The organism is Agarivorans albus (assembly GCF_019670105.1).
Lineage (GTDB): Bacteria > Pseudomonadota > Gammaproteobacteria > Enterobacterales > Celerinatantimonadaceae > Agarivorans > Agarivorans albus.
On sequence record NZ_AP023032.1, the window covers coordinates 14,526 to 27,500 of the forward strand.

Below are 12,975 nucleotides of genomic sequence, written 5' to 3' on the forward strand. Positions count from 1 at the left end.
GGCAGCATTTCTTAGCCATTTATTCAGCGTTAGCGAGTGATTATTAAGCGCACTTAACTGCACACTCACTGCCTTGCCTAAATGGCTAATAAATTGCTGCAAAAACCATCAGCAATGATCAACAGACCCTAGTGTATTACTTAGCGTATCCGCTGTTCGCTATTAGGGTCAAAAAACACTGCGCTCGACATATCAAACATCAAGTCTAGACTTTCGCCCATCACCGCTGGCTTATCAGGATCTAAACGACAGCTAATTTCTTTGTCGTTTAATGTCACCAGTGCAATGGTATCGGGGCCAGTAGGTTCTAAAACACCCAGTTTTAGGTTTAAGGTTGTGACTAAGGGCTTATCTTGTTTGTAAGGATTCACATGGGTAATCTGCTCTGGGCGAATGCCTACCACAACCGATTTACCGGCGTATTTTGCTAAGTGTTCTGGCAGTGGAATAGTGTGTGATTGTTGTTGGTCACACACTAAGGAGCCCACTAAACCATGCTCACTTTGTTCCACACTACAGTGTAAAAAGTTCATGGCTGGCGAGCCCATAAAGCCAGCAACAAACATGTCTGCTGGGTCGTTATAAATCTCAGCTGGTGAGCCCAATTGTAGTAGCTGGCCATCTTTCATCACAGCGATGCGATCGGCTAAAGTCATAGCTTCAATTTGATCGTGTGTTACATAAACGATGGTAGTGCCCAAGCGCTGATGTAGCTTTTTAATCTCATGACGCATTTCAACTCGTAGTTTGGCGTCTAGGTTACTTAAAGGCTCATCAAACAAGTAGATCTTGGGTTGACGCGCTAAGGCGCGGCCCATTGATACCCGTTGTTGCTGGCCACCCGAGAGCTGCGAAGGCTTTCTATCTAGCAGGTGCTCAATTTGCAGTAATTGGGCAACTCGAGTGATCTCTTTATCGCGTTCTGGTTTATCCATTTTTTGAATTTTCAAGGCAAACTCAATATTGCCACGTACTGTCATGTTGGGGTAGAGCGCGTAAGACTGGAACACCATCGCAATATCGCGGTCTTTAGGGTCTACGTCGTTTACTACTTTGCCATCTATGCAAATGTCTCCGGCAGTAATTTCTTCTAAGCCGGCAATCATGTTCATTAAAGTAGATTTACCACAGCCAGAAGGGCCAACTAGGATTAAAAACTCACCCGACTCAATGGAGATATTAATATCTTCTAGGGTATTGGGACCGTTTTTACCATAGCGCTTATAAAGTTGTTTTATATCTAAGGTCGCCATTAATTTTTATCCTTTTACTGAGCCAGCGGTTAAGCCGCGCACAAAATATTTTCCTGCTACAACATAAACAAATAGGGTAGGTAACGCGGCGATAATCGCGGCGGCCATGTCTACGTTGTATTCTTTAACACCAGTACTGGTGTTTACTAAGTTGTTTAACGCCACGGTTATAGGCTGCGAGTCTGAGCCCGAATACACCACGCCAAATAAGAAGTCGTTCCAAATCTGAGTAAACTGCCAAATGATGCAAACCATGATGATAGGTTTGGAGATGGGCAGCATTATTTTGAAGAAAATGGTGAAGAAGCCAGCGCCATCTAATTTGGCTGCCTTTACTAGCTCTCCTGGTACCGATACATAGAAGTTACGGAAGAACAGAGTAGTAAATACCAAGCCATAAACCACATGCACAAATACCAAACCGGTGGTGGTATTGGCTAAGCCAAATTTACCTAAGGTAGCTGCCATAGGGAGCAAAATTACCTGGAAGGGAATAAAGCAGCCAAATAGCATTAAGGCAAAAAACAAGTTTGAGCCTTTAAAGCGCCAGTGAGCAATGACATAGCCGTTTAAAGCGCCAATTAGGGTAGAGATAAATACTGCTGGAATGGCCATTTTAAAGGAGTTCCAGAAGTAGCCTTTCACCCCCTCACAAGTTACCCCTGTACAGGCGCTGCCCCAAGCTTTAAACCAAGCTTCAAATACCCATACTTCTGGCAACGACAACAGGTTACCCCCACGAATATCCGGTAGGGTTTTAAACGAGGTTAATAGCATTACCAGTAGTGGCATTAAATAAATGGCACAAAACAATATTAAGATGAAGTAGATGAACAAACGTCCCGGAGAAAATTTAGTCATGATTATTGCTCCCGGTTACGCAGTTCAGAGTATAAATACGGCACGAGTATCGCGAGCACGCCGCCTAACATCATCATGGCGCTGGCCGCACCTAAGCCCATTTGTCCGCGAGTAAAGGCGTGGGTATACATAAAGAGTGCTGGTAAATCCGAGGAATAACCCGGTCCGCCAGAGGTTAATGCAGTTACTAAGTCAAAGCTCTTAATCGCAATGTGTGAGGTGATAATTACCGCACTAAAGAACACCGGGCGCAGGCAGGGAAGTATGATTTTCCAGTAAATGGTGGGCATGCTTGCGCCATCTATTTGCGCCGCTTTTACTATGCTTGAGTCGATGCCACGCAGGCCAGCCAGAAACATTGCCATTACAAAGCCGGAGGATTGCCAAACAGCTGCAATCACTAAGGTATACACCGACATGTCATTGCTCACTAGCCAGTTGAATTCAAAGCTGGTCCAGCCCCAGTCGTGCATCATTTTTTCTAAACCTAAACCGGGGTTTAAAATCCACTTCCAGGCAGTACCTGTCACAATAAATGACAGCGCCATTGGGTAAAGGTAAATAGTGCGGATAGCTCCCTCTTGGCGAATATTCTGATCGAGAAATATCGCTAACAAGGTGCCTAAAATAATTGAGATAATGATAAACAATACACCAAAAATCAGCAGGTTAATGCAGGATGTAACCCAGCGGTCATTTTCCATCAATTTTTGGTATTGCAGTAAACCCGCCCACTTAAAGTTGGGTAAAAAGCGAGAATGGGTTAACGATAAGTAGCCAGTCCAAGCTACGTAGCCATAAATACACACTGTAACCAGAAATATCGACGGCGACAGAATGATTTTAGGCAACCATTTTTGCAGAGTATTAAACATAGTACAGCCTCGTTCGAACTCCGTGTTCAAACTAACATGGGGATAGCAAAGGTAAACTCCGGCCGGGTGGCCGGAGTTTTAAGGCTTATTTAGCGGCTTTAACTACGCGCGCTAACTTAGTTACTGCCTCTTTAGGGTCACCGTCTGGATCATTAAAGAAGTTGGTTACTACATCGTAAATGGCACCTTGAACGTAACCAGTAGTGGCTAGGCCATGCGCCATGCTTGGCACTAGGTCGCCTGATTGGTTACTGGCTTTGAAGGTCGCCATTGAATCCAAGGCACAACTGTCAAACTTGCTCATATCCATATCGGTACGTACTGGAATAGAACCTTTGTTTAAGTTAAATACTTCTTGGAATTCTGGAGTAAGAATAGTTTTAGCTAGGGCTTTTTGCGCTTTAACATTATCGGCGTTGCTTAGCTCAAACATAGCGAAGCTGTCGATGTTAAAGGTAAACTGGCCGTCGGTACCTGGCGCCGGTAAACAAACGAAATCTTTGCCTGGTATTTTACCTGCAGCAACAAATTCGCCTTTCGCCCAGTCTCCCATAATTTGCATACCGGCTTGGCCATTAATTACCATGCTGGTGGCAATGTTCCAATCACGACCTGGTGAGTCGCTATCGATGTAGTTACTCATTTTTTTGAAAACAGTAAATACTTCAACCATTTTGTCGCTGCTAAGCACTGCATCGTCGTGCATCACAAACGCTTTGTTGTAGTCTTCAGAACCTAAGATGTCTAAAGCCACGGCTTCAAATACTGTGGCGTCTTGCCAAGCTTGGCCACCGTGAGCTAATGGGATAATACCGGCCGCTTTTAGCTTTTCTGCAGAAACAAAAAACTCATCCATAGTGGTAGGAATTTTAGCGCCCGCTTTTTCAAATACTGCTGGGTTAGCCCATAACCAGTTTACGCGGTGCACGTTTACCGGAACGGCTACATAGTCACCGTTAAACTTCATCACGTTGGTAACCACTGCCGGAACCGCATCGTCCCATTTTTCGGCTTTAGCTACGTCATTCAGGTTACTTAAAAATCCAAGGTCTGCCCATTCTTGAATGTCGTGACCTTTGATTTGAGCTGCTGCTGGTGGGTTACCAGAGATCGCGCGAGTTTTTAGTACAGTCATCGCACTTTCACCACCGCCGCCAGCTACGGCAAAGTCTTTCCAAGAATGCCCTTGGGCTTCTAACATTTCTTTTAGCACGCCTACAGATTTGGCTTCACCACCTGAAGTCCACCAGTGAAGAACTTCTACTTCCCCTGCATAAGCAAGGTTAATAGCGCTAGTAAGTGCCAGGGTAGAGGCGAGAGTTGCAAATTTACGCATATTGATGCCTTTGTTATTTTTTTGTGAATTCCATTCCTTATTTCACCAATCTTACTGCGCTGATTGGCTACTAAATAGACTAGATGAAACAGCTTGATAACAAAGTAACCTTTTGTAACGAAGTTGTTACAAAAGGCTTATTTAATGTGAGGCAGTTGGAGTTTTACTTCTAAACCCCCTTGAGGGAGGTTTTGTAGGGTGATGTCACCACCATGAGCATGGGCAATGTTGCGGGCAATACCTAAGCCTAAACCAGAGCCAGAATCGTCTTTGCTTAATCGTACGTAGGGGTTAAATACTTCTTTAATTCGCTCTTCTGGAATACCAGGGCCATGGTCAACAAATAGCAAACAAAGCTCGGCATCATCATCAAGCAAATAAATCTCAATATCGTTGCCGTACTTAATGCCATTTTCTACAAGGTTGCTGATGCAGCGCTTTATCGCTAGCGGTTTCCCGCGATAAGGATTGTCGGTTTCACCAAATACCACTACTTTGCCTAAGAACGGTTCAATGCAGTGTTTTAAGTGAGTCATTATATTGATATCACTTAAGTTTTCATGAATATCGGTATCTTTAACTGTTTGCAAAGCACCCTTTGCCATGATCTCTAACTCGTCTAAATCACGGTTAAAGGCATCAATAATTTTCTCATCATCAAGCAATTCTGCGCGCAAGCGTAGTCGGGTAATCGGTGTTTTTAAGTCGTGAGAAATAGAGCGAAATAGTAGTTCTCGATCTTCAATATAACGCTTCAGTTTACCCTGCATAGTATTAAAGGCGCGGGTAGCTTTACGAATTTCATCGCTGCCTTCTTCCACTAACGGCGGTTGAAATAAATCGATGGTTAAACGTGAAGCCGCTTTGGCTAAACGGCGCAGTGGGCGAGTTTGACGGCGAACTAAGATAAAGGTAAACAGTAGCAAGAAAAAAGTCATCAACGCGATGAACATGATGCGATCTTGCGGTAATAAGTTGTCTTGCAAGGTCATATAGGGCGCGGGCAATAATGCGGCTAAATAAATCCACTCGCCACTTTCTAGCTCGATTTGAGTCACTAAAATCGGTGGGTTAAGCGGTTGAACTTGCAGAGTATGTGATGCCCAAGAAGAGGGTAAGTCTTTAAGTAATATATCGTTTTTTAGTACATGTAGCTTATCGGGCATGGAAAAGTCCACATCAATCATTGGGCTGCGATTGAGCTCGCGATGCAGTACTTCTCCCACGGTTTGAATCACAATGTTTTTACGGTGACTATCGGGGATGGAGTCAATGTGAATGTATTCTTGATTGAGCGAAACAAAGAAGCGGGTGCCGCCCATTTTGCGCAACTGATTAAGCACAATGTGGCGATATTCAGAAGGTAAAGACTCAAAAAAGGTCACCGTAGAGGCCAAACTTAAGGCTAAGTTTTGCGAGGTTGAACGCAAGCCATCAGACTCGGATTGGCGCAATTGGTAGAACCAAATAAAGCTACTGGCACCCTGCGCTAGGCCAATTGCTAATAGCAATAGCAGTAGCATTCTCGCTAATAATGAGTTGGGCTTTATTCGATTTAAGAAGGCCTTAAACTTCATGGCTCACTTGTGTCACCATCATGTAACCTACACCGCGAATAGTTCTAATTAAGCGGGTATTACTGCCGTCGTCTTTAAGGCGCTGGCGCAAACGAGAAATTTGTACATCTATACCACGCTCCATTGGCAAGCTTTCGCGGCCGCGGGTTGCATCGCTAATGGTATCGCGATCGAGGGTTTCGTTGGGATGCTGTAAAAATAGTTGTAGCAGGCGGTAGTCACTACTTGATAGTTCGAGTTTATCCCCGTCTTCATGTTCAAGTTGCTGAGTCTGGCTATCTAAACGCCATTGGCCAAAGCGAATGTAGCGGGTATTTTGTTGCGCATTCGCGGTAACTTGAGAACGGCGCAACAAGGCTTTTACACGTGCTAATAACTCGCGAGGGTTAAAGGGTTTACCAATGTAATCATCTGCGCCTAACTCTAAACCTACAATCCGGTCCATTTCGTCGGAGTTGGCAGTAAGCATAATAATTGGCACATTTGAGGTACGACGAATTTTTTGGCAAAGGGTGAAGCCGTCGTCGCCGGGTAACATAATATCAAGAATGATTAACTCAGGGTCGTTGCTCTCTAGCAATTTTGCCATCTCTTCACCGTCGTTGGCGCTAATCACGTCAAAACCTGACTTACTTAAATATTGTTCAAGTAAGCTGCGAATTTCTAAGTCATCATCCACTACCAATAACTGTTTAGCTATAACCATGAGCCTCAATTCTGTTTTTCGAAGAGTTTATGGCCTAAGAATAACAAACAACGGGCTTGGGAAAAACGCTTGCTCTGTTTAAGCAAAAAAAATGGGAGCTTAATGCTCCCATTCACAGCTATTTTTTAGACTTTATGGTCGTTCAAACACTGTCGCGATGCCTTGGCCTAAACCAATACACATAGTAGCAACACCCAGTTTGGCGTCTTTGGCTTCCATAAGGTTTATTAGCGTTGTAGAGATTCGCGTGCCAGAACACCCCAAAGGATGGCCTAAAGCAATGGCACCACCGTTTAGGTTTACCTTATCGTCTACTTGGTCCATCAAGCCTAAGTCTTTAACACAAGGTAAAGACTGTGCTGCAAAGGCTTCGTTAAGTTCGAATAAATCGATATCTTCAACCTTTAGACCGGCACGTTTAAGTGCTTTTTGGGTCGCTGGCACTGGGCCGTAACCCATAATCGACGGATCGCAGCCCGCAATGGCCATAGAGCGTACTTTTGCGCGTACCGTTAATCCAAGCTCAGCGGCTTTCTCTGCCGACATGACTAACATGGCCGATGCGCCGTCTGACAAGGCAGAAGAGGTACCCGCGGTTACTTTACCGTTAGCTGGGTCAAATACCGGGCGTAGTTGAGACAAACCTTCTGCTGTGGTTTCTGGGCGAATCACTTCGTCTGTTTCAATTAGCTTTAAGGTACCGTCGGCATCGTGGCCTTCTACTGGGAAGATTTCGCTGGCGAAGCGACCTTCTAGCGTCGCTTGGTGAGCCAAGCGGTGTGAGCGAGCGCCAAATTCATCCATCGCTTCACGGCTAATACCGTGCATTTGCGATAGCAACTCGGCGGTTAAGCCCATCATGCCCGCTGCTTTTGCTACTGATTTAGCCATGCCAGGGTGAAAATCTACCCCGTGATTCATTGGCACGTGGCCCATGTGTTCAACACCACCTACGATGAATACATCACCTTGGTCGGCCATAATGGCGCGTGCGGCGTCGTGCAAGGCTTGCATCGACGAACCACATAAACGGTTTACGGTGACAGCTCCGGTTGAATGCGGCAAACCGGCTAATAGTGCGGCATTGCGCGCAACGTTAAAGCCTTGCTCTAAGGTTTGTTGTACACAACCCCAGTAAACATCTTCAATGTCATTGGGATCGAGCTTAGGGTTACGCTCTACCAAGCCTTTCATTAGCTGAGCAGATAAGTCTTCGGCACGTACATTTCTAAAACACCCGTTTTTAGAGCGGCCCATAGGAGTACGAATACAATCTACAATCACTACTTCTTTCATTTTATATTCCTCCATTAACCTTGCTTGCCGTAGTAAGTTTCGCCCGCCGCTGCTTTAGCGCGGAGGCCGTCGGTAACTTGGTAAAGTGGGCCAAGTTCAGCGTATTGATCTGCAAGAGCTACGTAGTTATCTAAGCCCATGGTATCTAGGTAGCGGAATACACCACCTCGGAATGGAGGGAAGCCTAAGCCATAAACCAATGCCATATCGGCTTCGGCAGGGCTTTGAATAATGCCTTCTTCTAAACAGCGCACCACTTCGTTAATCATTGGAATCATCATGCGGGCAATAATCTGCTCACTGCTGTAGTCGTAACGTTCTTTGCAAATTTTGGTGAGCAAATCATAGCTGGCCGGATCGGCATCCTTCTTCGGTTTACCTCGGCGGTCTTTGGTATAGGCGTAAAATCCTAAGCCATTTTTCTGGCCAAAGCGTTCAGCTTGGTACATAACATCAATCGCATCTTCGCCGGTTTTGCTCATGCGCTCAGGGAAGCCGTTAGCCATCACTGCGCCAGCATGGTGGCCGGTATCAATACCTACCACATCAAGTAGGTAAGCTGGGCCCATTGGCCAACCGAATTGCTTCTCCATGATTTTGTCTACTTTTACAAAATCAGCACCATCTTGAAGTAGGCGTGTAAAACCAAAGAAGTAAGGGAACAATACACGGTTTACAAAAAAGCCTGGGCAGTCATTAACTACCACCGGGGTTTTGCCCATTTTGGCAGCGTAAGCCACCACGCTATCGATGGTTTCTTGAGAAGTATTTTCACCGCGAATAACTTCAACCAATGGCATACGATGCACTGGGTTGAAGAAGTGCATGCCACAGAATTTTTCTGGGCGAGCTAGATTTTTAGCCAATAGTGAAATAGGAATAGTGGACGTATTTGAGGCCACAATGGTGTCGGCAGAGACTTTCTGTTCTACCTCTTGCAACACTGCTGCTTTAATTTTTGGATTTTCAACCACTGCTTCAACCACGATATCGCTATTAGCGATAGACTCATAATTTAAGCTCGGGTTAATGGCTGAAAGGATTTTGCCCATTTTCAAACCATCTATGCGACCACGCTCTAACTGTTTGTTGAGTAACTTGGTTGCTTCATTCATGCCAAGCTCTAGTGCTGCTTGGTTAATGTCTTTCATTACCGCAGGTACGCCGCGGCTAGCGCTTTGATAAGCGATACCACCACCCATAATGCCAGCGCCTAGTACTGCCGCTTGATTAATAGCTTGGGCATTTTTAGCCGCCTTTTTAGCTAAACCTTTTAGCTGTTGGTCGTTTAGGAAGATACCAACTAGAGCTTGAGCAACATCTGATTTTGCCAAACCAATAAAGTATTTACCTTCTAAGGCTAAAGCTTCTTCACGTCCGCAAGCTGCGGCCTTTTCCATGGTTTTAACTGCAGTGATAGGAGCAGGGTAGTGTGGCCCCGCTTTTGCGATAACCATACCTTTGGCGCAGTTAAAGCTCATCATGGCTTCGATTTTGTTTAATGCGAGGGGCGATAGTTTAGCTTTGCGACGGTTCTGCCAATCAATTTTTTCATTGATGGCATCTTGCAGCATGGCTAAGGCCGCATCATGTAATCGTTCTGCGGGGACAACAGCGTCTACCATGCCAAATTTTTGTGCTTCTGCTGCTTTGTAGTTTTTACCGGTAGTAATCCATTCCATGGCGTTATCGGCACCAATTACTCGGGGTAATCTCACTGTGCCACCAAAGCCAGGCATAATGCCCAGTTGGGTTTCGGGTAAGCCAATGCGAGCGCTAGGCTCGGCAATACGTAAATCTGTAGAGAGGATAAATTCGCAGCCGCCACCGAGTGCGTAGCCATTAATCGCGGAAACGGTAGGTACAGGCAGATCTTCTAGGGCGTTAAAAATGTCATTGGCTTTGGTTAGCCAAGCGCCTAGCTCTTCTTCTGGCAGTGCAAACAAACCCAAAAACTCGGTGATATCAGCACCAACAATGAAGGCGTCTTTTGCCGAACTAAGCAATAAGCCTTTTAGTTCTGTTTGCTGTTGCAACGCGCTAATAGCTTCATCTAGCGATACTAAAGTGCTTTTATCTAGCTTATTCACACTTCCTTGCTTGGCATCGAATGTTAGTTCAGCGATACCGTCGGCAATATAACGAACACTAAGGTTCTCGCCTTGATATATCATTCTGCTCTCCTTGTGGCTGGTGTGCATTGCACCAGTTTTGTGTAGGGGTTAGAGATAAACTTGTAATCAATTTGTTACTCAAACATTAAAACAAATATAACACCCATTTAAAACACTTGTTTGATATTTTGTTGCTTGCCGCACAAAACCACTTGTGAGCGGCTGGCTTATATCCTTAATAAATCATCAATTAACTGCTCTAGATCCAACTATATATTTATTAAATGCGCTATAACTAAATAGCTAATTAATAGTCGTAGAGAGGGTGCTATGCCAACTATTCATCAACTGTTTTCTCAGCATATTGAACAATTGCAGCAGCGGGTTGCAGATGTATTAGAGCGTGAGGAGCTTGACGCCTTAATCATTCACTCCGGTTACCCTCTACGAACCTTTTTGGATGATCAGCATTATCCTTTTAAAACTAACCCGCATTTCAAACATTGGCTGCCACTTACAGAGCATCCACATTGTTGGCTGGTGGTTGATGGCACAAGCAAGCCGGTACTGATTTATCATCAGCCAAGTGACTATTGGCATAAAACGGCAGGTGACCCTGAGGGCTTTTGGGTAGATAGTTTTGAGATTAAGCGGATGGCTAATCCACAAGACATTGAGCCCTTCCTGCCAGTTAAGCGACAACGTTGTGCTTACATCGGCGAGCATCCAGAGTTAGCCGAGGCTTTGGATATTGGGGAGCGAAACCCAGAATCGGTACTTAACTACCTGCATTATTACCGCGCATACAAAACCGACTACGAGCTCGAATGCATTCATGAGGCAAACCGTCGAGCGGTTAAAGCCCACCTTAGCGCTAAAGAATTGTTTTTCGCTGGCGCTTCAGAGTTTGAAATTAATTTAGCTTATTTAGCTAGTTTGGGGGAAAGTGAATACTCACTTCCATATTCAAACATAATTGGCATGAATCAAAATGCAGCGATTCTTCATTACACCGCTTTAAGTGCTAGTAAGCTTGCCGAGAAACAGCATTATTCAATGTTGATTGATGCTGGCGCTGAGTATCGGGGGTACGCCGCAGACATCACCCGCACCTATGCTTACCGTAAAGGACTGTTTGCTGAGCTGGTGGCTGAAATGGACAAACTGCAGCTGGCTTTGATTGCTGATTTAAAACCCGGGTATCGCTATACCGACCTGCACTTTAAAGCGCATCGACAGTTAGCCAAGCTGTTAGTGGATTTTGAGTTTGTATATTGCAGTGCCGCTGCTGCCGTGGAAAAAGGCATTACACGTTGTTTTTTCCCACATGGTTTAGGTCATCACTTAGGATTGCAAGTGCATGACGTTGGTGGTTTTATGCAAGATGAAGACGGCGATGTACAAGCTGCACCGGCTAGCGATCCGTTTTTGCGTTGTACTCGCATGATTGAACCTCGCCAAGTGCTTACCATAGAGCCTGGTTTATATTTTATCGAAAGCTTGTTAACCGAATTGGCCGAATCAGAGCATACTCGCTTGATTAATTGGGCAAGGGTTGATGAAATGCGTCGCTTTGGCGGTATTCGTATAGAAGACAATGTTGTGGTTACCGCGCTGGCTTGTAACAACCTAACGCGAGAGCAAAATTGGCAATAGCAGTAAATGATTATTTTAAACCGCAGCAAACGGTGAGCTGCGAAGAGTTAATTAAACATAGCCGTTTTATTAGCTTGATTATTCCAGTTGCTAATCGCCAACAAGCACAGCAACAGTTAGTAGAAATAAAACAGTTACATCCGCAAGCGCGTCATCATTGTTGGGCTTTTGTGGCTGGTCACCCTAACGATAGCCAATGTTTGGGTTTTAGCGACGATGGTGAACCCTCGGGTACGGCGGGTAAACCTATGTTAGCCCAATTGCAGGGAAGTGGCTTAGGTCAAATTCTGGCGGTGGTTGTTCGTTATTCAGGTGGTATTAAACTTGGTACTGGTGGCCTGGTTAAAGCTTATGGTGGTGGCGTTCAGCAGGCATTAAAGTTAGTTGAATCTGAGCGAGTGGTAGCCTGTGGAGAGTGCGGCTTAGAATTTGATTATGCCTATACAGCCCAAGTAGAGAGTATGCTCGAGCGCCATCAAGCGGTTAAGCTTGATACTCAGTTTTCTAGCCTAGCGCAGATGCAGGTTAGTTTACCGCTTAGTGAATATGCAGCTTTCAAACAACAGCTGATTAACCTCTCAAGTGGGCAGATTAAGGTAGGGAAGCTGCTGTCTTAAGTTGTCTTGTGCAACGCTTTACTTCAAGATATGCAGCATTAACTTTATTTAGAAAGAGATACGACACGGATGCAGATCAGAGCGATTATTAGGATCGTTGGACTTCTAGTAATGCTATTTAGTCTCGCTATGATCGTTCCGGCTATTGTCGCTGCGGTATATAAAGATGGTGCTGGTAAGGCCTTTATGGCCGCTTTTGCACTGTGTGTTAGCGCTGGTTTTCTATTGTGGTTCCCACAACGCCATCAAAAAACTGAGCTTAAAGCCAAAGAAGGCTTCCTCATTGTTGTTCTATTCTGGACAGTGCTGGGTAGCGTAGGTGCGCTGCCGTTTATTCTTACCGAAAACCCCAACATGTCGGTTACCGACTCCTTCTTTGAATCATTTTCTGGCTTAACCACAACCGGCGCCACGGTGATCGTTGGTATCGAAAACCTGCCTAAAGGTATTTTGTTTTACCGGCAAATGCTGCAATGGTTGGGTGGAATGGGCATCATTGTATTAGCGGTTGCAGTATTGCCTATTCTTGGGGTTGGGGGCATGCAGTTATATCGCGCCGAAATTCCTGGTCCAGTTAAAGACAAAAAGATGACCCCCAGAATTGCCGAAACCGCCAAGGTGCTTTGGTACATCTATTTGTTTCTCACTATTAGTTGTACGGTGGCATTTTGGTTGGCGGGAATG

11 protein-coding genes (1 of these 11 cut by a window edge) are annotated in these 12,975 nt (G+C 45.1%); 3 read left to right on the plus strand and 8 right to left on the minus strand.

Annotated elements, in window-relative coordinates; genetic code table 11:
* Positions 1–140 precede the first annotated feature (140 nt).
* From K5620_RS00060 to fadB, 8 genes are all read right to left on the minus strand, one after another.
* The gene (locus K5620_RS00060; protein ID WP_016400292.1) at positions 141–1,253 is read right to left on the minus strand and encodes an ABC transporter ATP-binding protein; all 1,113 of its coding nucleotides are present in this window, start codon (positions 1,251–1,253) and stop codon (positions 141–143) included.
* Between the two features lie 6 nt (positions 1,254–1,259).
* Entirely contained in the window at positions 1,260–2,114 is an 855-nt protein-coding gene (locus K5620_RS00065) for a carbohydrate ABC transporter permease (protein ID WP_016400293.1), read from the minus strand.
* A gap of 2 nt (positions 2,115–2,116) precedes the next feature.
* A complete protein-coding gene (locus K5620_RS00070) occupies positions 2,117–2,989 on the minus strand; it encodes a carbohydrate ABC transporter permease (RefSeq protein ID WP_016400294.1) in 873 nt (290 codons plus the stop codon).
* An 85-nt stretch (positions 2,990–3,074) separates the two neighbouring features.
* A complete protein-coding gene (locus K5620_RS00075; protein WP_016400295.1) occupies positions 3,075–4,325 on the minus strand; it encodes an ABC transporter substrate-binding protein in 1,251 nt (416 codons plus the stop codon).
* Between the two features lie 137 nt (positions 4,326–4,462).
* Positions 4,463–5,902, minus strand: a complete 1,440-nt coding sequence (locus tag K5620_RS00080) for an ATP-binding protein (protein ID WP_016400296.1) — start codon at positions 5,900–5,902, stop codon at positions 4,463–4,465.
* Positions 5,892–6,608 carry a response regulator gene (locus tag K5620_RS00085; RefSeq protein WP_016400297.1) on the minus strand — a complete coding sequence of 239 codons (717 nt, stop codon included), beginning with the start codon at positions 6,606–6,608 and terminating at the stop codon, positions 5,892–5,894. The genes K5620_RS00080 and K5620_RS00085 overlap by 11 nt, the downstream gene beginning before the upstream one ends.
* A gap of 132 nt (positions 6,609–6,740) precedes the next feature.
* A complete protein-coding gene (gene fadA, locus K5620_RS00090; RefSeq protein ID WP_016400298.1) occupies positions 6,741–7,904 on the minus strand; it encodes an acetyl-CoA C-acyltransferase FadA in 1,164 nt (387 codons plus the stop codon).
* 14 nt (positions 7,905–7,918) lie between these two features.
* Positions 7,919–10,078 (minus strand): fatty acid oxidation complex subunit alpha FadB, encoded by a 2,160-nt coding sequence (fadB, locus tag K5620_RS00095; RefSeq protein ID WP_016400299.1) that lies wholly within the window; start codon positions 10,076–10,078, stop codon positions 7,919–7,921.
* Between the two features lie 270 nt (positions 10,079–10,348).
* On the opposite strand from fadB, the gene pepQ reads away from it, so the two are divergent.
* The 3 genes from pepQ to K5620_RS00110 all read left to right on the plus strand — a co-directional run.
* Positions 10,349–11,674, plus strand: a complete 1,326-nt coding sequence (gene pepQ, locus K5620_RS00100) for a Xaa-Pro dipeptidase (protein WP_016400300.1) — start codon at positions 10,349–10,351, stop codon at positions 11,672–11,674.
* Positions 11,665–12,291 carry a YigZ family protein gene (locus K5620_RS00105; RefSeq protein WP_016400301.1) on the plus strand — a complete coding sequence of 209 codons (627 nt, stop codon included), beginning with the start codon at positions 11,665–11,667 and terminating at the stop codon, positions 12,289–12,291. Before pepQ ends, K5620_RS00105 begins: the two co-directional genes overlap by 10 nt.
* A gap of 69 nt (positions 12,292–12,360) precedes the next feature.
* Positions 12,361–12,975 carry the beginning of a TrkH family potassium uptake protein gene (locus K5620_RS00110; protein WP_051147556.1) on the plus strand. 843 nt of this gene lie beyond the right edge of the window, so the window shows 615 of its 1,458 coding nt (coding positions 1–615); the start codon lies at positions 12,361–12,363; the stop codon falls past the right edge of the window.

Bases quoted from the DNA above. Each gene is read 5' to 3' on its own strand.
- K5620_RS00060 (WP_016400292.1), bottom strand. From the start codon at position 1,253: ATGGCGACCTTAGATATAAAACAACTTTATAAGCGCTATGGTAAAAAC.
- K5620_RS00065 (WP_016400293.1), bottom strand. From the start codon at position 2,114: ATGACTAAATTTTCTCCGGGACGTTTGTTCATCTACTTCATCTTAATA.
- K5620_RS00070 (WP_016400294.1), bottom strand. From the start codon at position 2,989: ATGTTTAATACTCTGCAAAAATGGTTGCCTAAAATCATTCTGTCGCCG.
- K5620_RS00075 (WP_016400295.1), bottom strand. From the start codon at position 4,325: ATGCGTAAATTTGCAACTCTCGCCTCTACCCTGGCACTTACTAGCGCT.
- K5620_RS00080 (WP_016400296.1), bottom strand. From the start codon at position 5,902: ATGAAGTTTAAGGCCTTCTTAAATCGAATAAAGCCCAACTCATTATTA.
- K5620_RS00085 (WP_016400297.1), bottom strand. From the start codon at position 6,608: ATGGTTATAGCTAAACAGTTATTGGTAGTGGATGATGACTTAGAAATT.
- fadA (WP_016400298.1), bottom strand. From the start codon at position 7,904: ATGAAAGAAGTAGTGATTGTAGATTGTATTCGTACTCCTATGGGCCGC.
- fadB (WP_016400299.1), bottom strand. From the start codon at position 10,078: ATGATATATCAAGGCGAGAACCTTAGTGTTCGTTATATTGCCGACGGT.
- pepQ (WP_016400300.1), top strand. From the start codon at position 10,349: ATGCCAACTATTCATCAACTGTTTTCTCAGCATATTGAACAATTGCAG.